The 23,145-nt window shown below is 70.9% G+C and carries 21 protein-coding genes and 2 pseudogenes; 7 read left to right on the top strand and 16 right to left on the bottom strand.

All coding sequences use genetic code 11. The features are described 5' to 3' along the window. Positions 1–44 precede the first annotated feature (44 nt). Positions 45–905 (top strand): dihydropteroate synthase, encoded by an 861-nt coding sequence (folP, locus tag G3I77_RS16530; RefSeq protein WP_248504506.1) that lies wholly within the window; start codon positions 45–47, stop codon positions 903–905. A 95-nt stretch (positions 906–1,000) separates the two neighbouring features. Here the strand turns inward: folP and G3I77_RS16525 are convergent, their stop codons facing one another. Continuing rightward, positions 1,001–1,759: a TIGR00730 family Rossman fold protein gene (locus G3I77_RS16525; RefSeq protein WP_248504505.1), complete on the bottom strand. Its 759-nt coding sequence runs from the start codon at positions 1,757–1,759 to the stop codon at positions 1,001–1,003. Positions 1,760–1,878: 119 nt separating this feature from the next. After that, complete coding sequence (gene dapE, locus G3I77_RS16520; RefSeq protein WP_248504504.1) at positions 1,879–2,958, bottom strand: succinyl-diaminopimelate desuccinylase; 1,080 nt, start codon at positions 2,956–2,958, stop codon at positions 1,879–1,881. A 145-nt stretch (positions 2,959–3,103) separates the two neighbouring features. Between dapE and G3I77_RS16515 the strand changes: the two genes are divergently transcribed. Next, positions 3,104–4,024, top strand: a complete 921-nt coding sequence (locus G3I77_RS16515; protein ID WP_248504503.1) for a heavy metal transporter — start codon at positions 3,104–3,106, stop codon at positions 4,022–4,024. A 360-nt stretch (positions 4,025–4,384) separates the two neighbouring features. Further along, a complete protein-coding gene (locus tag G3I77_RS16510) occupies positions 4,385–4,831 on the top strand; it encodes an ATP-binding protein (protein WP_248504502.1) in 447 nt (148 codons plus the stop codon). 88 nt (positions 4,832–4,919) lie between these two features. On the opposite strand, the gene G3I77_RS16505 is transcribed toward G3I77_RS16510, so the two are convergent. Both G3I77_RS16505 and fdxA read right to left on the bottom strand, forming a co-directional pair. Continuing rightward, positions 4,920–6,011 carry a succinyldiaminopimelate transaminase gene (locus G3I77_RS16505; protein WP_248504501.1) on the bottom strand — a complete coding sequence of 364 codons (1,092 nt, stop codon included), beginning with the start codon at positions 6,009–6,011 and terminating at the stop codon, positions 4,920–4,922. 121 nt (positions 6,012–6,132) lie between these two features. Then, positions 6,133–6,453, bottom strand: a complete 321-nt coding sequence (fdxA, locus tag G3I77_RS16500) for a ferredoxin (protein ID WP_003973842.1) — start codon at positions 6,451–6,453, stop codon at positions 6,133–6,135. A 140-nt stretch (positions 6,454–6,593) separates the two neighbouring features. Here fdxA and G3I77_RS16495 point away from each other — a divergent pair, with 140 nt between their 5' ends. Both G3I77_RS16495 and G3I77_RS16490 read left to right on the top strand, forming a co-directional pair. Beyond that, positions 6,594–7,622 (top strand): GNAT family N-acetyltransferase, encoded by a 1,029-nt coding sequence (locus G3I77_RS16495; RefSeq protein ID WP_248504500.1) that lies wholly within the window; start codon positions 6,594–6,596, stop codon positions 7,620–7,622. A gap of 17 nt (positions 7,623–7,639) precedes the next feature. Then, positions 7,640–8,491, top strand: coding sequence for a transglutaminase-like domain-containing protein (locus tag G3I77_RS16490; RefSeq protein WP_248504499.1), 852 nt, complete (start codon positions 7,640–7,642; stop codon positions 8,489–8,491). 113 nt (positions 8,492–8,604) lie between these two features. Here the strand turns inward: G3I77_RS16490 and G3I77_RS16485 are convergent, their stop codons facing one another. The 5 genes and pseudogenes from G3I77_RS16485 to G3I77_RS16465 form a co-directional block, all read right to left on the bottom strand. Next, a complete protein-coding gene (locus G3I77_RS16485; protein WP_248504498.1) occupies positions 8,605–11,316 on the bottom strand; it encodes a hypothetical protein in 2,712 nt (903 codons plus the stop codon). A gap of 156 nt (positions 11,317–11,472) precedes the next feature. Beyond that, positions 11,473–11,883: a DUF6113 family protein gene (locus tag G3I77_RS16480; RefSeq protein WP_248504497.1), complete on the bottom strand. Its 411-nt coding sequence runs from the start codon at positions 11,881–11,883 to the stop codon at positions 11,473–11,475. After that, the gene (gene mshB / locus G3I77_RS16475) at positions 11,880–12,740 is read right to left on the bottom strand and encodes an N-acetyl-1-D-myo-inositol-2-amino-2-deoxy-alpha-D-glucopyranoside deacetylase (protein ID WP_248504495.1); all 861 of its coding nucleotides are present in this window, start codon (positions 12,738–12,740) and stop codon (positions 11,880–11,882) included. The genes G3I77_RS16480 and mshB overlap by 4 nt, the downstream gene beginning before the upstream one ends. 53 nt (positions 12,741–12,793) lie before the next feature. Next, positions 12,794–13,030 (bottom strand): annotated as a pseudogene (locus G3I77_RS16470) (hypothetical protein); the annotation flags it as partial. Next, positions 13,030–13,524: pseudogene (locus G3I77_RS16465) on the bottom strand (helix-turn-helix domain-containing protein); the annotation flags it as partial. The pseudogenes G3I77_RS16470 and G3I77_RS16465, both read right to left, overlap by 1 nt. Before the next feature lie 6 nt (positions 13,525–13,530). Here G3I77_RS16465 and G3I77_RS16460 point away from each other — a divergent pair. Next, positions 13,531–13,719, top strand: a complete 189-nt coding sequence (locus tag G3I77_RS16460) for a DUF397 domain-containing protein (RefSeq protein WP_248504942.1) — start codon at positions 13,531–13,533, stop codon at positions 13,717–13,719. A 61-nt stretch (positions 13,720–13,780) separates the two neighbouring features. On the opposite strand, the gene G3I77_RS16455 is transcribed toward G3I77_RS16460, so the two are convergent. Further along, positions 13,781–13,975, bottom strand: coding sequence for a hypothetical protein (locus tag G3I77_RS16455; protein WP_003992731.1), 195 nt, complete (start codon positions 13,973–13,975; stop codon positions 13,781–13,783). Positions 13,976–14,152: 177 nt separating this feature from the next. Here G3I77_RS16455 and G3I77_RS16450 point away from each other — a divergent pair, with 177 nt between their 5' ends. Next, complete coding sequence (locus G3I77_RS16450; RefSeq protein WP_248504493.1) at positions 14,153–16,279, top strand: S9 family peptidase; 2,127 nt, start codon at positions 14,153–14,155, stop codon at positions 16,277–16,279. Between the two features lie 124 nt (positions 16,280–16,403). Here G3I77_RS16450 and G3I77_RS16445 read toward each other — a convergent pair whose 3' ends face one another. The 6 genes from G3I77_RS16445 to G3I77_RS16420 all read right to left on the bottom strand — a co-directional run bounded on the left by G3I77_RS16445 (position 16,404) and on the right by G3I77_RS16420 (position 22,737). Then, positions 16,404–16,820, bottom strand: a complete 417-nt coding sequence (locus G3I77_RS16445) for a VOC family protein (protein WP_248504491.1) — start codon at positions 16,818–16,820, stop codon at positions 16,404–16,406. A 78-nt stretch (positions 16,821–16,898) separates the two neighbouring features. After that, positions 16,899–18,047 (bottom strand): ABC transporter ATP-binding protein, encoded by a 1,149-nt coding sequence (locus tag G3I77_RS16440; protein WP_248504489.1) that lies wholly within the window; start codon positions 18,045–18,047, stop codon positions 16,899–16,901. Further along, positions 18,040–19,098 (bottom strand): ABC transporter ATP-binding protein, encoded by a 1,059-nt coding sequence (locus tag G3I77_RS16435; RefSeq protein WP_374385403.1) that lies wholly within the window; start codon positions 19,096–19,098, stop codon positions 18,040–18,042. The genes G3I77_RS16440 and G3I77_RS16435 overlap by 8 nt, the downstream gene beginning before the upstream one ends. Positions 19,099–19,109: 11 nt before the next feature. Beyond that, positions 19,110–20,069 carry an ABC transporter permease gene (locus G3I77_RS16430; RefSeq protein ID WP_248504487.1) on the bottom strand — a complete coding sequence of 320 codons (960 nt, stop codon included), beginning with the start codon at positions 20,067–20,069 and terminating at the stop codon, positions 19,110–19,112. Next, a complete protein-coding gene (locus tag G3I77_RS16425) occupies positions 20,062–20,991 on the bottom strand; it encodes an ABC transporter permease (protein WP_248504485.1) in 930 nt (309 codons plus the stop codon). Before G3I77_RS16425 ends, G3I77_RS16430 begins: the two co-directional genes overlap by 8 nt. A gap of 132 nt (positions 20,992–21,123) precedes the next feature. Next, positions 21,124–22,737 carry an ABC transporter substrate-binding protein gene (locus G3I77_RS16420; protein ID WP_248504483.1) on the bottom strand — a complete coding sequence of 538 codons (1,614 nt, stop codon included), beginning with the start codon at positions 22,735–22,737 and terminating at the stop codon, positions 21,124–21,126. Positions 22,738–23,145: the final 408 nt, after the last annotated feature.

Genomic DNA, 23,145 nt, shown 5'->3' with positions numbered 1-23,145 from the left:
GCAGGCGGCGGAAGAGCGGGACGTACCAGGAAAGGTCACAGGGGATGCTCAGGCTGGGCAAGCGGGAATTCGGGACGCACGAGCCGGTGATCATGGCGATCGTGAACCGCACCCCGGACTCCTTCTACGACCAGGGCGCCACCTTCCGCGACGAGCCGGCCCTCGCGCGTGTGGAGCGGGCCGTGGCCGAGGGCGCCGCGATCATCGACATCGGCGGGGTCAAGGCCGGGCCGGGCGAGGAGGTCACGGCCGAGGAGGAGGCCCGGCGGACGGTCGGGTTCGTCGCGGAGGTGCGGCGGCGGTTCCCTGACGTGATCATCAGCGTGGACACGTGGCGGGCCGAGGTCGGCGAGGCCGTGTGCGAGGCCGGGGCCGATCTGCTGAACGACGCGTGGGGCGGGGTCGATCCGGGCCTGGCGGAGGTCGCCGCGCGCTATCGGGTGGGGCTCGTGTGCACGCACGCCGGCGGGGCGGAGCCGCGGACGCGTCCGCACCGGATCGAGTACGACGACGTCATGGCGGACATCCTGGACGTGACGGTCGGGCTGGCCGAGCGGGCGCTGGCGCTGGGCGTGCCGCGCGAGTCGATCATGATCGACCCCGGCCATGACTTCGGGAAGAACACGCGGCACAGCCTGGAGGCGACGCGGCGGCTGGACGAGATGGTCGCCACGGGGTGGCCGGTGCTGGTGTCGCTGTCCAACAAGGACTTCGTCGGGGAGACCCTGGACCGGCCCGTGAAGGAGCGGGTGATCGGTACGTTGGCGACCACGGCCGTGTCCGCGTGGCTGGGGGCGCAGGTGTACCGGGTGCACGAGGTCGCCGAGACGCGGCAGGTGCTGGACATGGTGGCGACGATCGCGGGGCATCGGGCTCCTGCCGTTGCCCGGCGCGGGTTGGCCTGACTGAGGTACCAGGGGGCTCCGCCCCCTGGACCCCCCGACCTGTGCCCACCCGCCGCCCGACACGGTCGGAGAGGAGGCCGGGCTCGAAAAGACCCCTACCTGCCCGCCTCCTTCGACACCAGGGCCACCGCCTCCTCCACGTCGTCCGTCACGTGGAACAGCAGCAGGTCCTTGTCCGCCGCCTTGCCCTGGGCGATCACCGTGTCGCGGAGCCAGTCGACCAGGCCGCCCCAGTAGTCGCTGCCGAAGAGGACGATCGGGAAGCGCGTGACCTTCTGGGTCTGGACCAGCGTGAGGGCCTCGAAGAGTTCGTCGAGGGTGCCGAGGCCGCCGGGCAGCACGACGAATCCCTGGGCGTACTTGACGAACATCATCTTCCGGACGAAGAAGTAGCGGAAGTTCAGGCCGATGTCGACGTACGGGTTCAGCCCCTGCTCGAACGGCAGCTCGATGCCGAGGCCGACCGAGATGCCCTTCGCCTCGAGGGCGCCCCTGTTGGCCGCCTCCATCGCGCCCGGACCGCCGCCCGTGATGACGGCGAAGCCCGCGTCGACCAGGCCCTGCCCCAGCCGCACGCCCGCTTCGTACTCGGGCGAGTCCGCCGGGGTCCGGGCCGAGCCGAAGACGCTGATCGCGGGCGGGAGTTCGGCGAGCGTACCGAAGCCCTCGATGAACTCCGACTGGATGCGCAGCACGCGCCAGGGGTCGGTGTGGACCCAGTCGGAGGGGGCTCGCCCGTCCAGCAGCCGCTGGTCGGTGGTACTGGCCTGCACCTGGTCCCGCCTCTGGAGGACCGGGCCCAGGCGCTTTTCCTCCGGCGGCTGCTTCTTCCCCTCGGGGTTGCCGGTCGCCATGTGCGCTCCCTCCGTCGTGCCTGTCTTTCCACCTCAGCGTAGATCTACGCGGGTTACGAACGAGGGACGTGAGCATGTCCGCGATCGAGCGCCGTAAACCCGATGGCGTCCCGGCGGGGTCAGGCGGTCAGCCAGTTCCTCAGGCGCTCCTCGCCCGCGAGGATCTTGGCGATCTCCACTCGCTCGTCCCGCTTGTGCGCCAAGTGGGGGTTGCCGGGGCCGTAGTTGACCGCGGGGACGCCCAGGGCCGAGAAGCGGGAGACGTCCGTCCAGCCGTACTTCGGCATCGGGGTGCCGCCGACCGCCTCGATGAACGCCTTCGCCGCCGGATGGGACAGGCCGGGCATCGCCGCGCCGCTGTGGTCGACGACCTCGAACTCCTCCACCCCGCAGTCCGCGAAGACCTCACGGACGTGGGCGACGGCCTCCTCGGGCGTGCGGTCGGGCGCGTAGCGGAAGTTGACGGTGACGACGCACTCGTCGGGGATCACGTTGCCGGCCACTCCCCCGCTGATGCCCACCGCGTTCAGGCCCTCGCGGTACTCGAGGCCGTCGATGACCGGCCAACGGGGTTCGTAGGAGGCCAGGCGGGCGAGGATGGGGGCGGCGGCGTGGATCGCGTTGGAGCCCATCCAGCCGCGCGCCGAGTGGGCCCGCTCGCCGGTGGTCTTCAGCAGCACCCGCAGCGTGCCCTGGCAGCCGCCCTCGACCTGGCCGTCCGACGGCTCCAGGAGCACCGCGAAGTCGCCCTCCAGCCACTCGGGGTGCGTCTCGGAGACGTGCTTGAGGCCGTTCAGCTCCGCGGCGACCTCCTCGTTGTCGTAGAAGACGAAGGTCAGGTCGCGGTTGGGGGCCGGGACGGTCGCCGCGATGCGGAGCTGGACCGCCACTCCCGACTTCATGTCGCAGGTGCCGCAGCCCCACAGGACGCCGTCCTCGTCGAGCCGGGAGGGGACGTTGCCCGCGATCGGGACGGTGTCGATGTGACCGGCCAGGATCACCCGCTCCGAGCGGCCCAGGTTCGTGCGGGCCACGACGTTGTTGCCGTACCGGTCGACCGTCAGATGGGGCAGCGCGCGCAGCGCGGTCTCGATCGCGTCGGCGAGGGGCTTCTCGGTGCCGCTCTCGGAACGGAAGTCGACGAGCCGGGCGGTGAGCTCCGCGGCGTCCAGCGTGAGGTCAAGCGAGGTGTCGGCCATGCCGTCGACCCTAACGCGCCGGGCCCCGCCCTCACTCTCCCCACCCGGCTCATGCCACTCCGTACTCTCCAGTACCTTGTACGGCGTGCCAGAGTCGTCCTCTCCCAAGCGTCGTGGCCGCCTTTTCCGATGCGGAGCCGCCCTCATGGCCCTGCTCGCGGTCGCCGGTTACCTCGTCGTGCAGTACGTCACCGGGGGCTCGGTCGGACCGGGCTGCAAGGTCGTCTCCGGCAAGGGCGACGGGGCGTCGTACGAGTTCACGCCCGAACAGGGGGTCAACGCGGCGACGATCACCGCCGTGGGGACCGCGCGCGGCCTGCCCGAGCGGGCCGTGACCATCGCGCTGGCGACCGCGCTGCAGGAGTCGACGCTGCGCAACATCGACTACGGCGACCGTGACTCCCTCGGCCTGTTCCAGCAGCGGCCCTCGCAGGGCTGGGGAACGCCGAAGGAGATCATGGACCCGGCGTACTCGGCCGGTGAGTTCTACGACCACCTGGTCAAGGTGCCCGGCTACACCCGGCTGCCGCTCACCGTCGCCGCGCAGCGCGTGCAGCGCAGCGGCTTCCCGCAGGCCTACGCCAAGCACGAGCCGGACGCCGCGCTGCTCGCCGCGGCCCTGACCGGGCAGTCCGCGGCCACGTTGACCTGCGAGGGCCGCCCGGCCGCGACCCGGGCCTCGGGCCCCGACGGGGTGCGTGCCGCGCTCGTGCGGGACTTCGGGCGGGATGTGCTGGAGCCGGCCGGTGCCCAGGTGGGCGGCTCGTCGACGGCCACGCCGACACCGTCCCCGAGCCCCGCGGACGGGGCCGGCGGGCGGACCGTGACCCTGCCGGTGAGCGGCGACACCGGTTCGGCGACCGGGCGGAGCCTGGACCGGCGCGGCTGGCAGCTGGCCCACTGGGCCGTGGCCAACGCGTCCGAGCTGCACATCGCGCGCGTCACCTACGCGGGGCGGGAGTGGGTCGCCGGGAACACCGCCAGCCAGTGGCGGGAGCCCGCGGCGAAGGGCACCGCGGGTGCGGAACGGGACGCGGAAGCGGTCCGTATCGTCACGATGAGCTAGCGCCCCGGCACTGGATCGCGCAGGAGTGCGGGGACTCACCCCAGGGGGTTACCCGCACGGCTCGGCGGCGACGGTGTGCGCAGGTTTTCGCACCCTCACTCGGGGCACCGTGCAAACCCTTGGGAACACAGGGCTGGAAGGATTCGGCGGGGCTTCTCGCAACAGCCCTTTCGACCCTTTTTATCCGCAGCCGATAATGCGACGCATTACCAACTCTTTACGTTGCGCCGCCGCAACCTTCGCGGGCTTCGAGCGGTAGTCAGTGCGTCCGAGCCGGGGTGATCAACAGCCAGTCGATCAACTGCCGGACCTGGTCGGACACTTCACGAAGCTCACTGTTCTCTCCGTCGAAGGAGCACCATGTCCCTCCCCCTGACCCGCCGAATCGCCCGTGCCGCGCTGATCGTCGCTGCGGGAGCGGCTGCCGGGGTCGGTGCGGCCGGCTCCGCCAGCGCGGCCCCCGAGCTGCCCGCCACCCCGAACCTCGGTGGCCTGACCGCCCTGGACGGGGCCAACGTCGGCAACACCGTCGACGGCGCGGCGCAGAACGTCACGAAGTCCGCGGGTGACACCGGCGGCAAGACCGTCAAGAAGGCGGTGCCGGCCGCGGGCAAGACCGGCGGCAAGGCGGTCAAGAAGACCACGCCCGTGGCGCAGAAGGCGGCCGGTGACGCGGCGGGCACCGCCGGGCAGCTCGCCGGCGACGCGGCCGGTTCCACCAAGGGCGGCCTGCCGACGGACTCCCTGACCAAGGGTGGCGTGCCGTCCGCGGACTCCCTGCCGGTGAAGAGCCTGCCGGTCGGCTGACGCACCGGCGTTGTGACGCCGAAGGGGTCCAGGGAGCTTCCCTGGACCCCTTCGGTGTGTTGTCGGGCGGGTGTGTGCCGGGCGGCGGTCACAGACGCCGTACGGCCGCCGCGATCCGTTCGTCCGTCGCCGTCAGCGCCACGCGCACGAACTCCGCGCCCGCCGGGCCGTAGAAGTCGCCCGGGGCCACGAGGATGCCGCGTTTGGCGAGGTGGGCGACCGTGTCCCAGCAGGATTCGCCCCTGGTGGCCCACAGGTAGAGGCTGGCCTCGCTGTGCTCGATGCGGAAGCCGTGGGTGAGGAGGGCCTCGCGCAGGAGCTCGCGGCGGGAGGCGTAGCGGGCGCGCTGGACCCGGACGTGGTCGTCGTCGCCGAGGGCCGCGATCACCGCCGCCTGTGTCGGGGCCGACGTCATCATGCCGCCGTGCTTGCGGATCTCCAGGAGCGGGCCGAGGACCGCCGGGTCACCCGCCAGGAAGGCCGCGCGGTAGCCGGCGAGGTTCGAGCGCTTGGAGAGGGAGTGGACGGAGACGATGCCGTCGTAGGAGCCGCCGTTGACGTCCGGGTGCAGGACCGAGACCGGGTCGGCCTCCCAGCCCAGCTCCAGGTAGCACTCGTCGGAGAAGAGCAGGATGCCGTGCGAGCGGGCCCAGGAGACGATCCGGGTCAGCTCCTCCTTCGACAGGACCTTGCCCGTGGGGTTCGACGGGGAGTTCAGCCAGAGCAGCTTCAGGCCCTCGGGGTCCAGCTCCGTCGGGTCGTCGTAGGCCTCGTGGCCGGCACGCGCCAGGCGGGCGCCGACCTCGTACGTCGGGTAGGCCAGGCGCGGGTAGGCCACCCGGTCGCCGGGGCCGAGGCCCAGCTGGGTCGGGAGCCAGGCGACGAGCTCCTTGGAGCCGACGATCGGCAGCACGTGGTGGTGGGTGATCTCCCGGGCGCCGAGGCGGCGCTCCACCCAGCCGGTGATCGCGTCGCGCAGCTCGGGTGTGCCCCAGACGGTCGGATAACCCGGCGAGTCGGCCGCGGCCACCAGCGCCTTCTGGATCAGCTCGGGTACCGGGTCGACCGGGGTGCCGACGGACAGGTCGACGATGCCGTCCGGGTGGGCGGCGGCCGTGGCCTTGTACGGGGTCAGCTTGTCCCAGGGGAAGGTGGGGAGGCGGTCGGAGACTGCGGACACGGGTGCTGGCTCACTTTCTGGTACGTACGAGCCGGTGACGGCAAACGCCTCGGCCCCGTACGGCGATCAGCGGGGTGATCGGGCCGTACGGGACCGAGGCGGCGCGGGGTGCGGGCCACCTTTACTGGTTCTGCGGCGGCAGCGCGGCGACGAACGGGTGGTCCCGCTCGATCAGCCCGAGCTTGCTGGCCCCGCCGGGCGAACCGAGTTCGTCGAAGAACTCGACGTTCGCCTTGTAGTAGTCCTTCCACTCCTCCGGAGTGTCGTCCTCGTAGAAGATCGCCTCGACCGGGCAGACCGGCTCACAGGCACCACAGTCGACGCATTCGTCCGGGTGGATGTACAAGGACCGCTGGCCCTCGTAGATGCAGTCGACCGGGCACTCCTCGATGCACGCCTTGTCCTTGACGTCGACACAAGGCTGCGCGATGACGTAGGTCACGCTGTCGTTCCTCCTCGATAGGGCGCTGGCGGGCCTCCTCAGGCTCCGCCGCCTGGCGCGCGGGAGCGCGGCGTCGTCGATGCCCGCCCCTAGTATCTCCGTTCCTGGGCATGATCCGAACAGGAGGGGTGAACTGACCTGTGGAAATCTCTGCCGCCGGGCGACTCGAGGTCCGTATCACCACTGCTGACGTGGGCAAACGGGTCTCCGTGCGGAGCTTGATCGAACATGAGGCTCCGGGTGAGAAGTTCACCGACACGGTCGGTGTTCTCACATCATGGGACAACGGTGTGCTGCTGATCACACGGAAGAGTGGCGAGAGCGTCCGTATCGCGGAATCCGCGCTGGTCGCGGGCAAGACCGTGCCGTCCGCCCCGGCGCGTCGCCGCGGCCCGGCCGCCTCCTACGAGGAGCTGGCCCGGGTCGCCGCGCGGGCCTGGCGGCCCGTGGAGAGCGAGCGGCTCGGCGAGTGGGAGCTGCGGGCCGCGTCCGGGTTCACCCGGCGGGCGAACTCGGTGCTGCCGCTGGGCGCGCCGGGCGCGCCGCTCGACGAGGCGCTCGACGCCGTGCGGCGGTGGTACGGCGAGCGCGGACTGCCCGCCTACGTCCAGACCGCGACCGGCGCCGAGGGCACGCAGGAACTGCTCTGCGCCGAGCTGGAGCAGCGGGGCTGGGCGCGGGAGGTGACCGCGGAGCTGTGGGCCGGGCCGCTGGCGCCGATCGCCGACCGGGGCGACCCGGCGGGGGTCGTGCTGTCCCGGGAGGCCGACGAGGCATGGCTGGCCCGGTATCAGCGCAAGGGCGTGAGCGAGGTGGCGCTGCGGGTGCTGCGGAGCGGACCGTCGGTGTGGTTCGCGACGGTGCCCGGGGCGGCTGAGGGAGCGCCTCCGGCCGCGATCGGGCGGTGTGTCGTCGACGGCCGGTGGGCCGGGTTCGCCGCCGTAGAGGTCGATCCGGCGCTGCGGCGGCAGGGGCTGGGCACGGCCGTGATGGCCGCGCTGGCCCGGCAGGCGCTCGACGAGGGCGCGTCGGCCGCGTGGCTCCAGGTCGAGGCCGACAACGCGGGAGCGCGGGCGCTGTACGCCGGGATGGGCTTCGCCGCGCACCACGCGTACCACCACTACCGGGCGCCGGACGCCGGCACACCGGCCGGTAACCGATCGTCGTGAGAGGGCACGAGCCGGCTATGCGACCCCCGTTTCCCCCGTCCCCCGAGCGTTCCGCCGAGCTGCGGCGGCGGTTCGCCGAAGAGGCCCGGTCCGAGCGGCCCGATCTGTCGACGCTGTGCCTGTTGGTGGGCGCGGAGGCCGACGGGGAGCTGGACGAGGCGGGCCTGGACGCCGCGCAGATCGAGCTGGACCGGCTGGCCGGGCTGCTGCCGTACCGGCCCGCCGGGCCGCGGGCCTGGGCGGTCGCCCTGCGGGAGCTGCTGGGTGAGCGGATGGGGTTCCACGGCACCCCCGGCGACTATCAGCGCCTGGAGTCCTCGCTGCTGCACGAGGTGCTGGAGCGGCGCAGGGGGCTGCCGATCCTGCTGTCCGTGGTGTGGCTGGAGGTGGCCCGGCGGGCGGGGGCGCCGGTGTACGGGGTCGCCCTTCCGGGGCACTTCGTGGTCGGGTTCGGGCCCGACGAGGGGCAGGTGCTGGCGGATCCGTTCGACGGGGGGCGGGTGCTGAGCGGGGCCGACGCGGAGTTGCTGGTGGCCGGGGCGACGGGGGCGCGGCTGGACGCGGCGATGCTGCGGCCAGCGGATCCGCTGGATGTGGTGCTGCGGATTCTGAACAACGTGCGGGCGTGGGCCGCGGCCCGTCCCGAGCGGTCGGATGTGGCGCTGTGGGCGGTGGAGTTGTCGCTGTTGCTGCCGTCGCATCCGGCTCGGTTGCGCTATGAGCGGGCCCAGTTGCTCGTTCAGCGGGGGGAGTTCCTCGGCGGGGCCTTGGAGTTGGAAGCCTACGCGGAGGTCGTCGAAGCCGTGGACGAGCCTGCGGCCGAGCGGGTGCGGGGGGAGGCTTTCGCGGCTCGGGCGATGCTGAACTGAGCCGGGCGGAGCCGGGCGTCCGGAGTGCCGCATGACAGGTGTGATGCCTGCGGGGTGACGACGAGAGCCCCGCCCTCACCGGGCGGGGGCTCTCGCGCGCGGGTGGCCGGAGGTCAGTTCGGCTTGGTGTCGATGACTCCGACGCGCTCCGCGGGTGTCGTGCCTCGCAGGGCCTTGCGCAGCGCGGCGACGACGTCCTGCGGGGTGACGTCCCGCTTGCCGCTCGCGCCCTCGATCTGCACGCCCTCGAAGGTCGTGCCGTACGCCTCCTGGAGCGCCTTGAGGTTGTACGTGTCGACCAGCTTGCCGTCGACGGCCTTGAAGCTCAGGATCTTCGGCAGGGACACGCGGCCGAAGTCGATGCTGTGCGCCGCGTCGGTGCGGATGGTGACGAGGTCGGACATCGCGGGCTGCGCGAACTCCTTCAGCATCCGGTCGACCTCGGCGTTCGAGACGGTCGGCTGCCGGGTGGTGGTCGGGAGCTTCACCGTGCCGGGCGTGCCGGTCTCCACCTGGGCGCGGTACGCCTCCTCCACCGCCGTCGTCGACTTGGCGAGGTCGATGCCCTGGCCGGTCTTGCCGTAGACGGGGACGGCCTTGCCGCCCTTGAACACGATCGTGCCGTCGGTCGTCGCGCCGGAACCGCCAGCGGCGCTCTCCAGGGAGGCGTGGAGCTTCTCCTCGTCGACGGGCATGACCGGTGTGACGACACGGTGGTTGCCGAACAGCGAGCCGATCACGGAGACCGGGTTGTAGTCGCTCTTCGCCGCCGCGTCGGCCGTGGCGTCCATGTCGAACTGCAGGCCCGCGTTGTCCGGGTCGAGGGCGACGGTCTTGCCGCCCAACGACAGCTTCAGCTCCTTGCCGACGCGGTCGTCGAAGGCCTCGTCGAGCTTCCTGACCGCGCCGTCGCGGGTGGTGCCGCCGATGTCCACGCCGAGCACGCTGGTGCCCTTGGGCACGTCGGTGCGGTTCATCAGCAGACCGGCGCCGTAGACGCCTCCGGTGAGGACGACCAGGCCGACGGCGAGCAGCACGAGCTTGTTGCGCCCCTTCTTCTTCGGCGCCTTCGAGGAGCTCGCCGGGGGCGGGGAGACCGGCTCGGGCAGCTTCGGGGCCGTATGGGGCACCGGGCTGTCACCGGACGCGCCCGGGCCGAACGGCGAGGCCGCGCCGGGCGGTACGACGGGGATGCCGCTGGTGACGGTGTGCCCGGAGACGTTGTCGTGCCGGGGACCGCTGTAGCCCTGGCCGTCCGGGGGTTCGGGGGCCGGCTTCTGCGGGGTGAGGATGGCGGTGTCGTCGCTCATGCCACCGCCGGGGCCGGGGCCTGCGGCGCCGGGAGCGGTGGTGGCGCCCCGGGCACCCGGGCCCGCGGGGCCGCCAGGAGCTCCGGGTACGCCCGTACCGGCGGGACCGCCGGGGGCGCCCGGGCCACCGGGGCCGCCGCCTATGGCTCCGGGTCCGGCGGGCGCGCCGGGGCCTCCCGGCCGGCCGGGGTCGTTGAAGGCTCCGGGGGCTCCAGGGCCGCCCGGGGCGCCGGGTCGGTCGGGCTCGTTGAAGGCCTCGGGGCCACCGGGCCTGCTGGGGTCGCCGAAGCCGCCAGGGCCGCCTGGGGCACCGGGGCCGCCGGGAGCACCGGGGCCGCCGGGCTCATTGAAGGCCTCGGGGCCACCGGGCCTGCCCGGGTCGCCGAAGCCGCCAGGCCCGCCGGGAGTACCGGGGCCGCCGGGAGCACTGAAGGCACCAGGTCCACCCGGGTTACCGGGACCGCCCGGGCCTCCGGGCGCGTTGAAGGCACCCTGCCGCCCGGGACCGCCGGGACCGCCCTGCTCGGGGAAGCCGCCCGGACCGCCGGCCGGCGGCACCATCGGGCCGTCACCGGTGACCGGTCCGCCCGTCGGGCCGGCCGGGCCCTGGGATCCGGGGGTGCCGGGCGCGCCGGTCCCGCCGAAGCCGTTGGCCGTGCTCGGGCCGCCGAAGCCGCCCTGCCCGTTCTGCCCGCCCTGCCCGTCGCGGCCGTTCTCGGAGAAGTACGGCAGGTCGTCGCGGCGCGGTTCGCCACCGCCCGGGGCGGGACGCGAGCCGGTGCCCAGCGGGCCCGCCGCCAGGGCCTCGGTGACGTCGAAGGAGCCGGTGCCGCCGCCGTGCCCGGGCGCGACGGGGCCGCCGGTCGCGCCGCCGGGGAGCCCGGCACCGTTAGTGCCGCCGGACCGGGAGCCGCCCGGCGCGCCCATGGAGCCGACCACGCCTCCGGGCCGCCCGGCACCCGGCCGCGCCCCACCGGACGCACCGGCACCCGGCGCCCCCGCGCCGGGACCGCCCGCACCGGGACCGCCCGCACCGGAGCCGCCCGCCGTCTGAGGCGAACCGCCCGGCAGCCCGGCCCCGTTGGTGGAGCCGCTGCCCGGACCGCCCTTGCCCCCGCCGGACTTGCGGGGCGCGAACCAGTCGCTGGCCGGCTTGTCGTCGCCCGGCTGTGCGGGCTCGACGGGAGGCTCGGCCGTGCCCGCGCCCGTGGACGGGGCGGTGCCCGGCGCCGTCGACGCTTCACCGTGCGTGTCGGTGACGGCCGGGCTCTCCGCCTCCGCGACGGGCTTGCGCATCACCACGGGCGGAATGGGCCGCGACCCGGGGATGTTGATCCGGATCCGGGTCGTCAGCGTGGTCTCGGTCTTGCGTTCCTCCGGCCGCGTGGCGGAACGGCCCGCGTCCGTACCGGCGTCGGAGACCGTCGGGGTCCCGTACGGCGGCGTACCCGACGGGTAGGCGGCTCCGCCGCGCCCGTTGGGCCCGGAGGACGGAGTGTCAGTTTCACGACTCAAGGCAGGTTCTCCCGGTTGGCTCCGCCGCCCGACGCAACCTCACGCGGGCAGCTCGGCGGCGCGCACCACCATACTGGCCACTTCTCGCCCGTATCCCAGGACCGCCGGGGAAACCCACACCGGACCCCCACGGCCACGTCCTGGCGAAGTGGTACGTCACTTGGCAAGTCGGACGGAACCGCCGTCAGGTTGCCGCCCCGGGGCGAAGGTGGCGCAGATCACAGCCACGGCGATGCCTCCGAGCAGAAAGAGATAGGAGCCGCTCCCCGCGGCGAAGAGGAAGTCGCCCTCGGGGCGGCTGGCGGTGAGCAGGACGACGGCGAGCATCCAGCCGGCGGCGGCCGCGACGCCCCCGACCCGGCCGCGGAGGACGCGTGCGGCGCCCAGGACGGCTCCGGCCTCACCGGCCAGGGCGAGCAGCAGCCCGCCCGGGAACCACCCGGGCTGCACCAGGGCCCCGGCCACGCCGACCACGGCGCCGAGCACGAAGAACCCGAGGAAGGCCCCGATGCGTCCCGCGGTGGGCGGCCGCATCGGCTGGGCGAGCATCGGCGTACGGTCGCTCATGAGGCCTCCTCGAGACCGGCGAACAGGTCCGTCTCCCGCTCTCCGGGGCCCCGCTCGCCGCGCACCAGCTCGTAGTACTCCGTCGTGAGGATCGGCTGGGCGAGTTCGTTGGACAGCACGAAGTACGGCTCGGCCACGGTGATCTGGGTGGCGTGGGCGCGCATCGCGGCGGCCTTGGCGGCGGCGTGGGCGGTGCCGTCGAGCACGGTGGTGATCCGCTCCTCGGCCACCACACCCGGGACGTCGTCGACGTCGGCCGCCTTGGTGAAGGGGGTGCCCGGCAGGTCCTCCCGGAGCCGCGCGAAGGACTCCTCCACAACGGGGCGGGGGACCCGGTTCCAGTAGACCTTGGGGATCGGCAGGCCGGCGTCGGCGGACAGTTCGGCGGCGCGCATGGCGACGCGGTGGGCCTGGATGTGGTCGGGGTGTCCGTAGCCGCCGTTGTCGTCGTAGGTGACGAGGACCTGGGGGCGTACCTCGCGGATCACCTCGACCAGGTGCGCGGCGGCCTTGTCGACGTCGGCCTGCCAGAAGCAGCCGGGGTCGTCGTTGTCGGGCAGGCCCATCATCCCGGAGTCGCTGTAGCGCCCGGCGCCGCCGAGCAGGCGGACGTCCTGGACGCCGAGCTCGGCCATGGCGGCGGCGAGCTCGCTGCGGCGGTGCTGGCCCAGGGCGGCACCGCTCAGGTGCGCGAGCTCGGGCGGGATGACCTCGCCGCGTTCACCGAGGGTGCAGGTGACCAGGGTGACGTGGACACCCTCGGCCGCGTACCTGGCCATGGTCGCGCCGTTGTTGATCGACTCGTCGTCCGGGTGCGCGTGCACCAGCAGCAGACGTCGGGAGGGCAGTTCCGTCATGGGGCCACCCTACGAGGCACCGGTCCCCCGTTCGCCGCGCGCCCCGGCCACTGTCAGCCCTCGTCGGGCACGTGGGCGAGCTCTCCCGCATCGTCGTCCTGGTAGCGCGGCAGGCCGCTCGTGGGGATGGTCCACTCACCGATGGTGACGTCCTCCCCGTAGACGAAGTCCTTGCGGGTGGCGTACCGGGGGCCGTCCGGAGTGGGGTGGATGTCGGTGAGGACCGCACCGGTGCCGGTACGGGGGTCGAAGATCGCGTAGACGGGAATGCCGAGCAGCGGATAGTCACGGCGGGGTACGCGGGGGTCGGTACGGCCGGGAGCGGTTTGCGGGGTGCTCGTGCCTCACGATTCACCCGGGACGCGCGCTCCTCGCAGGCATCCCGAGGCTTCGACTCCGTGGCCCCTCAGGTCGCCTCGGTGGGCTGGCGGGCCGCCGCCGGCTGATTGCAGGACGTCGTGCGGGTGACGATGCGGCCGGTGGGGGTGCGGACGCGTTCGCGGCGCAGGTAGCCGTGGGCCTCCAGTTCGCGCAGGGCGGCGCCGATCCGGGTCGCTCCCTCGGGGAACCGGGCGGCGAGGGTCTTGATGTCGGCCGGGGCGCCCTTCGGCAGTGACTGGAGGTGCGTGCCGAGCCCGATGGCGAGGAGCGAGAGCTCCTCGTGCTGGGCCAGGTGGTTGCCGACCACCGTGAAGCGGGTGGTGTGGCGGGTGTTGTCGTGCTGGAGGCCGCCGGTGCGGTGGGTCGCCCCGGGCCGCCGGTTCGGGTGTTTGTTGCCCGCAATTCGGGCCTGGGCGCGCGGGGGCGCGCTAGGGTCAAGAGCAGCTACAGCAGCGGCAGTGAAGGCGACTCCTGCGTCGAGGTCGCCGCAGAACCCGGCACCGCCCACGTCCGTGACTCGAAGGACGTCGAGGGCCCCCGGCTGGCCTTCACCCCCGCCGCGTGGGCCGGCTTCGTGCCGTACGCGGTCGGGAGCTGATCCGGCGACGCCTCCGCTCAGGCCCGGACCGTCCCTCGCTCCGGGCCTGCGGGCGCGACGCTCAGAACTTGATGCTGCCGATCATGCCCGCGATGTTCGTCGTCAGCTCGCTGATCGTGGGAGCGACGGTCGAGGAGGCGAGGTAGAAGCCGAGCAGCATGCAGACGATCGCGTGCCCCGCCTTCAGTCCTGACTTCTTGATCAGCAAGAAGACGATGATCGCCAGCAGCACCACCGCCGAAATCGAGAGTGCCACGGCGGTTCACCTCCAAAGATCCACGAGGGCGCGGGGGGTCGGACTATGGGGGTATCAAATCCGTACAGCAGCCAGCAGGTTCATACCCACTATGCGACATTGATCATAACTATCCCTCCGTGCGCATCGATCGGCGCACGGCCGCACAAGGGGGCGCATGGCCAATATGGTCAGGGCATGACGACCGAGCCTCACTCCTTCCCCCGACGGCACGCCCGTACCCAGCGCTTCACGCTCGGCGCGCCGCGTTCGTTCACCGTGGCGCCCGACGGTTCGCGTGTCGTGTTCCTGCGCTCCGGTTCCGGTACGGACCGGGCGAATTCGCTCTGGGTCCTCGACACGGAGGAGGGCGGGGAGCGCGTCGCCGCCGACCCGCGCGCCCTGCTGGGCGGTGCCTCGGAGGACCTCTCGCCCGAGGAACGGGCCCGGCGCGAACGCAGCCGCGAGGGCGGGGCCGGCATCGTCGGCTACGCCACCGACACGGCCGTCGAGTTGGCCTCTTTCGCCTTGTCGGGGCGGCTTTTCGCGGCCGAGCTGCGGGCCGGGACGGCGCGTGAACTGCCCGCGCCGGGGCCGGTGATCGACCCGCGTCCGTCGCCCGACGGGCGGCACGTCGCGTATGTCGCGCAGGGTGCCCTGCGGGTGGTGGGCGCCGAAGGGGAGGGCGACCGGTCGCTCGCCGAGCCGGAGTCGGAGAATGTCTCATACGGACTGGCCGAGTTCATCGCGGCCGAGGAGATGGGGCGCTCGCGGGGCTTCTGGTGGGCTCCGGAGTCGGACCGGCTGCTCATGGCGCGGGTGGACGACACGCCGGTGCGGCGGTGGTGGATCGCCGATCCCGCGCATCCGGAACGGGAGCCGCAGCGGGTGCCGTACCCGGCGGCGGGCACGGGCAACGCGGAGGTGCGGCTGTTCGTGATCGACCTGGACGGGCTGCGCACGGAGGTCTCCTGGGACCGGGCGCGCTACCCGTATCTGGCGCATGTCCACTGGTCAGCGGCGGGCGCGCCACTGCTGCTCGTACAGGCGCGCGACCAGCGCAGTCAGCTGATCCTGGCCGTGGATCCGGACTCGGGCGCGACGCGGATGGTGCACGCCGACGAAGATCGAACATGGCTTGATCTTTTCCCCGGGGTGCCGTGCTGGAGCCCGTCCGGGCAGCTGGTGCGGATCGCGGACGAGGGGGGTGCGCGGGTGCTGGCGGTCGGGGAACGGCCGCTCACGGGAGCGCAGTTGCATGTCCGGGCCGTGCTGGACGTCTCCGAGCACGACGTGCTCATCTCGGCGTCGGCGGGCGCGGAGGCCGCCGGCGAGGCGGAGACGGGCCAGGTGCATGTGTACCGGGTGAACGAGCTGGGCGTGGAGCGGGTGTCGCAGGAGCCGGGCGTGCACGCGGCGGTGCGGGCCGGGGAGGTGACGGTCCTGGTCTCGGCGACGCTGAACCGGCCAGGTTCTCTGGTACGGGTCCTGCGCGACGGAAAACCGACCAGGACTATCCCCTCGTACGCCGAAGATCCCGGTATGTCCCCCCGCGTGACGCTCACCGAGGGGGGCGCACGCTCTGTCCCGTGCGCCGTGCTTATGCCTCGGGACTACGACGGTGACACCCCCCTGCCGGTCCTCATGGACCCGTACGGCGGCCCGCACGGCCAGCGGGTGGTCGCGGCCCACAACGCGCACCTCACCTCGCAGTGGTTCGCGGACCAGGGCTTCGCGGTCGTGGTCGCGGACGGACGCGGTACCCCGGGCCTCTCCCCCGCCTGGGAGAAGGCGATCCACCACGACTTCACGCTGTCGCTGGACGACCAGGTGGAGGCTCTGGAGGACCTCGCGAAGCGCCACCCCCTGGACCTGTCCCGGGTCGCGATCCGCGGCTGGTCCTACGGCGGCTGGCTGGCGGGCCTGGCGGTGCTGCGCCGCCCGGACGTCTTCCACGCGGGCATCGCGGGCGCGCCGGTGACGGACTGGAGCCTGTACGACACCCACTACACGGAGCGCTACCTGGGCACGCCGGCGGAGCACCCGGAGTCGTACGCGAAGAGCTCCCTGGTCACCGCCGAGGGGCTGTCCTCCCCCGCCGAGCCGCACCGCCCGCTGATGATCGTGCACGGCCTCGCCGACGACAACGTGGTGGTCGCGCACGCCCTGCGCCTGTCCTCGGCCCTGCTGGCCGCCGGCCGCCCCCACGAGGTGCTGCCGCTGTCCGGCGTCACCCACATCACCCCCCAGGAACAGGTCGCCGAGAACCTGCTCCTCCTCCAGGTCGACTTCCTGAAGCGCTCCCTGGGCATCACCGGCACCTGAGCACACGGCAACGGGCCGGGGCGACATGGCGTGCCCCGGCCCGCTTACGGCACCCGCACGGCCGTACGCTGACCAGCGTGACGTGTCCGTATATCGGAACCGGGTCGGCGAAGTTGCCTGTTTGTTAACGCAGTTCGCGGGGGTTTGTGGGGTTGTACGCCTCGGACGCCACGAGTTCCACTTCGAAGCCGTCGGTGTTAGAGAGATAGGCCGCGTACTGCTCGGGGCCGCCGGCGTGCGGGTAGCGGTCGGCGAACAACGGCGTCCAGCCGTGGGCCGGGGCCGCGGCGGACAGTGCGTCGACCCGCTCGGGGGGTCCCGCGTGGAACGCGAGGTGGTTGAGCCCCGGCCGCATGCGGTCGTGCTCCGCGGCGCTCATCGCCGGCGACTGCTCGACGACCAGGTACGTAGGGCCGAGCCGCCAGCTGCGGCCGTGTTCCCACTCCTGGTACGCGTCATGGCCGAGGCGGCCGAGGAGCCAGCCCCATTCGCGGACCGCCCGCGGCAGGTCGGGCACCCACAGTTCGATGTGATGCAGCATCCAGGATCCTCGAACGCCGGTTCCCGGCATCCCCGCTGCGGGGATGCCGGGAACCAGTGGAGACGTCGGGTCGGCGGATCAGGCCGCGTGGACCACGTCCTTTTCCTCCGCGAAGTGGCAGGCGGACTCGTGGGCCGCCGGGGTGTCGTCGCCCTTGAAGCGCTCGGGGATCGCGAGGAGCGGGACCTCCTGGGCGCACTTGTCCTCGGCCTTCCAGCAGCGGGTGCGGAAGCGGCAGCCCGAGGGCGGGTTGGCCGGGGAGGGGACGTCGCCGGTGAGGATGATCCGCTCGCGGCCTTCACGGGACTCCGGGTCGGGGACCGGGACGGCCGACAGCAGCGCCTGGGTGTAGGGGTGCGTCGGGTGGTCGTAGATCTCCGTGTCCGTGCCGATCTCCGCCATCTTGCCGAGGTACATCACACCCACGCGGTCCGAGATGTGCCGGACGATCGACAGGTCGTGCGCGATGAAGAGGTAGGAGAGGTTGAATTCGTCCTGGAGCTTCTCCATCAGGTTGATGACCTGCGCCTGAACGGACACGTCCAGCGCGGAGACCGGCTCGTCGCAGATGATGATCTCGGGGTTCAGGGCCAGGCCGCGGGCGATGCCGATGCGCTGGCGCTGACCGCCCGAGAACTGGTGCGGGTAGCGGTTGATGTACTCGGGGTTGAGACCGACCACGTCCAGCAGGTCCTGGACCCTGCGGCGGCGGTCCCCCTTCGGGGCCACCTCGGGGTGGATCTCGAAGGTCTCGCCGATGATGTCGCCCACCGTCATACGGGGGTTGAGCGAGGTGTACGGGTCCTGGAACACCATCTGGATGTTGCGGCGGACCGCCTTCAGCGCACGCCCGGACAGCTTGGTGATGTCCTGGCCCTTGTAGAAGATCTCGCCCGCGGTCGCCTTCTCCAGCATCATCAGCAGCTTGGCGACGGTGGACTTGCCACAGCCGGACTCGCCCACGATGCCGAGCGTCTCGCCCTGGTAGAGGTCGAAGGAGACCCCGTCCACGGCCTTGACCGCACCGATCTGACGCTTGAACAGGATGCCCTGGGTCAGCGGGAAGTGCTTGACCAGGTTGCGCACCTGCAGGATCGGCTCACCGCGCTCGACCGGCGCCTCGATCGCCGCGACGGCCTCCTCGTCGGTGGCCGCCTCGACCGTCTCGACGTCGGTGACGTTGGGGGTGGCGTCCATGGACTCGTCCGTCTTGTTCAGCTCAGCCATGGATCGTCTCCTTCCAGAAGTGGCACGCACTGCCGCGGCCGGTCAGCTCGCCGCCGTCCCGCTCGGTGACGGGGAGCAGCGGCGGGACGTCCGTACGGCAGATGTCCTGCGCCTGCGGGCACCGCGGGTTGAAGGCGCAGCCGGACGGGATACGCGTCAGGTTGGGCGGCAGGCCCTTGATCGCGTACAGGTCCTGGCCCTTCTGGTCCAGGCGCGGGATCGAGTGGAGCAGACCCTTGGTGTAGGGGTGCGCGGGCCGCTTGTACAGCTCGTGCACGGGCGCGGTCTCCACGATCCGGCCGGCGTACATCACCGCGATCTTGTCCGCGACGTCGGCGACCACGCCGAGGTCGTGGGTGATCAGGATCAGGCCCATGTTGTACTCGCGCTGGAGCTCCGCGAGCAGGTCCATCACCTGGGCCTGGACCGTCACGTCGAGGGCCGTGGTCGGCTCGTCGGCGATGATCAGGTCGGGCTCCAGGGCGAGCGCCATGGCGATCATGATGCGCTGGCGCATACCGCCGGAGAACTGGTGCGGATAGTCGCCGACGCGTTCCTTCGCGGCCGGGATCTTCACGCGGTCCATCAGCTCGATGGCCTTGGCCTTGGCGTCCTTCTTGCTCAGGCCCTGGTGGACCCGGAACATCTCGCCGAGCTGGTAGCCGACCGAGAGCACCGGGTTCAGCGAGGAGAGGGCGTCCTGGAAGATCATCGCGATCTTGTTGCCGCGGATCTTCCGACGCTCTTCGCCGGACATCTTCAGCATGTCCTGGCCGCGGAAGAGGATCTCTCCCTGGGGGATGCGGCCGGGCGGCATGTCGAGGATGCCCATGATGGCCTGGGCGGTGACGGACTTTCCGGAGCCGGACTCGCCGAGGACGGCGAGCGTCTCGCCCGCGGCGACGGAGTAGTTGACGCCGTTGACGGCCTTGGCGACGCCGTCGCGGGTGCGGAACTCCACGTGCAGGTCGCGGACTTCGAGCAGCGGGCGGCTCGTGTCCGCCGAACCGTCCGGTGCGGGACTTCCCGCCACTTCATCGATGATGGTCACGTACGCCTCCCTCAGCGCAGCTTGGGGTCGAGGGCGTTGCGTACCGCATCGCCGAACATCAGGAACGAGAGCACCGTGATCGAGACCATCACCGACGGGATGATCAGGGTGTGCGGGGCGATCCGGAGCTGCTCGCGTCCTCGCGCCACGTCGCCGCCCCACGATACCGCCGAGTCACCGAGACCCACGCCCAGGAAGGACAGGGTGGCTTCGGCCGCGATGTAGCCGCCGAGCGCGATGGTCGCGACGACGATGATGGGCGCGAGCGCGTTGGGCAGGATGTGCCGGAACAGGATCCGGGACGTCGAGGCGCCGAGTGCCTTGGCGGCCACCACGTAGTCCGCCTGCTTGATGGTGATCACGGCACCGCGGGCGACACGGGCGATCTGGGTCCAGCCGAGGAAGGCAAGGGCCATGATGACGACCCAGACGGTGCGCTCGTCGAAGGAGTTGAGCACCACCAGGGCACCGAGCAGGAACGGGATACCGAGGAAGATGTCGGTCATCCGCGAGAGCAGGGTGTCGGTCCAGCCGCCGAAGTAGCCGGCGATCATGCCGATGACCGTGCCGAGAATGGTGACGGCGACGGTGACCCCCACACCGACGGTGATCGAGGCGCGGGCACCGTAGACGACACGGGCGTAGATCGATCGGCCCTGGACGTCGTAGCCGAGCCAGTCCGGGGCGAAGAGGTGGCCCCAGTTCGGCTTCCCCAGGTAGTGCTTGGCCAGGTCGGCGTCGCGCGGCGAGGCGCTGGTGAACAGCCCCGGCCAGACCGACATCACCAGCAGGAACACGATCAGCACGGCCGAGATCAGGAACAGCGGGTTGCGCCGCAGGTCGTGCCAGGCGTCGGACCACAGGCTGCGCGCCTTCTCGGGAGCCGGGCCGGCGTCGGTCACGACGACGCCCGCGGTGCTCACGGTGTCCCCGGGAAGGGCTTCGACCTTCTCGACGGTCTTGTCAGGCATACCGGATCCTCGGGTCCAGGACCGCGTAAAGCAGGTCGACGATCAAGCTGGCGGCGAGGTAGATGAGCACCATCAGCGAGGCGATCCCCACGACCGTGGCGCCCTCACGCCGGGTGAGCGCGTCGTAGATCTCGAGGCCGATACCCCGCACGTTGAAGATGCCCTCGGTCACGATGGCGCCGGTCATCAGGCTGCCGATCTCGATGCCGAGGAAGGTGACCACGGGAATCAGCGAGTTGCGCATCAGGTGGACACCGATGACACGGCGCCGCGGCAGCCCCTTGGCGATGGCGGTGCGCATGTAGTCGGACCGCAGGTTCTCCGCGATCGACGTGCGGGTCAACCGGGCGACGTAGGCGAGTGAGAGCGACGCCAGCACTACGGCGGGGAGCACGAGTTGAGAGAAGTCTGTGGAGTCGGTCACGGTGGGCGTGGTGAGCTGCCACTTGAACGCGAACTGGTACTGCAGCAGGAATCCCAGCACGAAGGAGGGCATCGAGACGAGGAACAGCGTCAGCGTCAGCAGCCCGCGGTCCTGCAGCGTGTCGGGGCGCAGACCGGCGACGACACCGAGGCCGATACCCACGAGCGTGACGAAGGTGAAGGCGAAGAGCGTCAGTCTGATCGTCACCGGGAACGCGTCGGCGATGACGTCCGCGATGGGCCGCTGGCTGGCGATCTGGGTACCGAAGTCGCCCTGGAACAGCCCGGCCATGTAGTTCGCGTACTGCTGAAGGAGCGGCTGATCAAGGCCGAGATCCTTCTTGATGCTCGCGACCACCGTCGGGTCGTACGCCTGATCCCCCATCATCGCCCGGACGGGGTCGCCGGGCAGGGCGTACATCATGCAGAAGATGAGCAGAGTTGACCCGATGAACACCGGGATCATCTGGAGCAGTCGTCGTGCGACATAGCGCCCCATAGGTGCCTCCGTGAGGGGTTAACGCAGGTGCGGGGGCCGTCTCCTCGTGACGAGACGACCCCACGCACCTCCCACCGCCGCCTGAATCGGCGGTGGGCTTACGGCCGAGTGGGAAAAGCCCGAGGGCTCCTCTTACTTGGTGGTGACGGCCCACACTTCGAGGTCACCGTGGAAGTCGACGTTGACGTTGTCGACGTTCTTACCGTGGCCGCCGTTGATGCGGTAGTACCAGAGCGGGATGGCCGGCATGTGGTCGAGCAGCTTCTTCTCGACCTCCTGGAAGGCCTTCACCGACTCCTCGAGGGACTTGGCCTTGTCGGCCTTGTTCATCAGTCCGTCGATCTCCTTGTTGGAGAACTTGCCGTTGTTGGCCTCGGCGGTGGTGTGGTACAGCTCCTTCATGAAGTTGGCGTTGACCGGGTAGTCGGCGACCCAGCCACCGCGGTACATGCCCTTCACCTGGTCGTTGTCACGGGCCTCGAGGTCCGTGGCGAAGTCCGGCTTGGGGTCGCCGGCGCAGTCGACACCGGTGGCCTTGCGGATGGACTCGCAGACCGCGGTCACCCACTCCTTGTGTCCACCGTCGGTGTTGTACTGGATGGTGAACTTGTTGCCCGGAACGCCGCCGCCCTCCTGGACGAGCTTCTTGGCCTTCTCCGGGTTGTACGTGAACACGTCGGTGTCCAGGTTCTGGTTGCCCTTGACGCCCGGCGGGGTGAACGACTTCGCCGGCGTACGGGTGTTGTTCAGAACCGTCTTGGTGATCGTGTCACGGTCGATCGCCATCGACAGACCCTGCAGGACCTTCGGGTCGATGTCCTTGAAACTCTTGGAGTAGAACGCCACGGTCAGCGACTGGAGGGCCGCGTACGGCTGCTCGATGGCGCCGTCGCCCAGGTCCTGCTTGTACTTCGGCAGGTCCGTCGGGCCGACCTGGCGGATCATGTCCAGGTTGCCGGAGACGACGTCCTTGTAGGCGGCCTCGAGGGTCGTGTAGGCCTTGAACTGGACGCCCTTGTTCTTCGCCTTGTTCGGGCCCTGGTAGTCATCCCAGGCCTTGACCTGGATGAGCTTCTTGTGGTCCCACTTCTCGAACTTGTAGGGACCGTTGCCGACCGGCTTCTGGCCGAAGGCCTTCGGGTCGTCGTAGAAGACCTTGGGCAGCGGGGCCCACGTGGTGTAGCCGAGCTTGTAGTTGAAGTACGGCATCGTGTACTTCAGCTCGATGGTGAAGGTGTGGTCGTCCACGGCCTTCAGACCGGACATGGTCTCGGCCTTCGGGTCACCCTTCTCCGGGTGGACATCGTCGTAGCCCTTGATGTCCTGGAACCAGAAGGAGTTCTGCTGGTTGTTCTTGATGTTGGCGTACCAGTTCCAAGCGTCGATGTACGACTTGGAGGTGACTTCTTCGCCGTTGTGGAACTTCCAGCCCTTCTTGAGCTTGACCGTCCACGTCTTGGAGTCGTCGCTGGTGACCGACTCCGCGTTCGTGTAGACGATGTCACCCTTGGAGTCGAAGTCCAGCAGCTGGGTGAAGAGGGACTGGATGACGTACGAGCCGTTGGACTCGTTGGTGTCCGCCGGGATCAGCGGCTTCTGCGGCTCGCCGACGTCGATCGAGACGTAGCCGGCAGGCCCGGAACCCTTGCTCTTACCCTCGTCATCACCGTTGCCGCCGCAGGCGGTGGCGGCCAGGGCGACCACTATCGCCCCCGCGACCCACTTGGCGCTCTTGGCACCGCGCATGGGTTCCTCCTAAAGAAGTCATTGGTTCACCGCAAAGGGAGCACAGACAGACCACCGCCACCGCCCGTCGCCGGTGCCGGAAATCGTCAGGTGCCCCCGCGCTCGTGAGTCGGCGCCGCCTCCAGCGAGTGACCCGTTCATCCGAGCTCTACGCGCCTAACTATCTGCCAAACGCCAGGACCGAACCACACTCTCGAGGTCTCGGTTCGATCACAGCTCTCGCCTACATCTTCCAAAATCCGGACAAAGGGTTTGGTGAAAGATCCCTGCGAAACGGACTTGTTACACATCTATCGGTGTCGGCTGTCCGCATTCCGGACGCGAGAGTGAGATAAACCGCTTGCGACCTACCGTGGATCCCGTGCAGGGTTCCACCGGAGTCTGTCGCGCGCTCAAGTAGCTTGTGCG

This window comes from Streptomyces sp. D2-8 (assembly GCF_023184515.1).
Taxonomy (GTDB): Bacteria; Actinomycetota; Actinomycetes; order Streptomycetales; family Streptomycetaceae; genus Streptomyces.
Note: the sequence above shows the minus strand (reverse complement) of the source record. Positions and strands in the feature narration are given on the sequence as shown.

Bases quoted from the DNA above. Each gene is read 5' to 3' on its own strand.
- G3I77_RS16420 (WP_248504483.1), bottom strand. From the start codon at position 22,737: ATGCGCGGTGCCAAGAGCGCCAAGTGGGTCGCGGGGGCGATAGTGGTC.
- dapE (WP_248504504.1), bottom strand. From the start codon at position 2,958: ATGGCCGACACCTCGCTTGACCTCACGCTGGACGCCGCGGAGCTCACC.
- folP (WP_248504506.1), top strand. From the start codon at position 45: ATGCTCAGGCTGGGCAAGCGGGAATTCGGGACGCACGAGCCGGTGATC.
- G3I77_RS16525 (WP_248504505.1), bottom strand. From the start codon at position 1,759: ATGGCGACCGGCAACCCCGAGGGGAAGAAGCAGCCGCCGGAGGAAAAG.
- G3I77_RS16510 (WP_248504502.1), top strand. From the start codon at position 4,385: ATGTCCCTCCCCCTGACCCGCCGAATCGCCCGTGCCGCGCTGATCGTC.
- G3I77_RS16515 (WP_248504503.1), top strand. From the start codon at position 3,104: ATGGCCCTGCTCGCGGTCGCCGGTTACCTCGTCGTGCAGTACGTCACC.
- G3I77_RS16480 (WP_248504497.1), bottom strand. From the start codon at position 11,883: ATGAGCGACCGTACGCCGATGCTCGCCCAGCCGATGCGGCCGCCCACC.
- G3I77_RS16425 (WP_248504485.1), bottom strand. From the start codon at position 20,991: ATGGGGCGCTATGTCGCACGACGACTGCTCCAGATGATCCCGGTGTTC.
- G3I77_RS16440 (WP_248504489.1), bottom strand. From the start codon at position 18,047: ATGGCTGAGCTGAACAAGACGGACGAGTCCATGGACGCCACCCCCAAC.
- G3I77_RS16445 (WP_248504491.1), bottom strand. From the start codon at position 16,820: ATGCTGCATCACATCGAACTGTGGGTGCCCGACCTGCCGCGGGCGGTC.
- G3I77_RS16430 (WP_248504487.1), bottom strand. From the start codon at position 20,069: ATGCCTGACAAGACCGTCGAGAAGGTCGAAGCCCTTCCCGGGGACACC.
- mshB (WP_248504495.1), bottom strand. From the start codon at position 12,740: ATGACGGAACTGCCCTCCCGACGTCTGCTGCTGGTGCACGCGCACCCG.
- G3I77_RS16490 (WP_248504499.1), top strand. From the start codon at position 7,640: ATGCGACCCCCGTTTCCCCCGTCCCCCGAGCGTTCCGCCGAGCTGCGG.
- G3I77_RS16450 (WP_248504493.1), top strand. From the start codon at position 14,153: ATGACGACCGAGCCTCACTCCTTCCCCCGACGGCACGCCCGTACCCAG.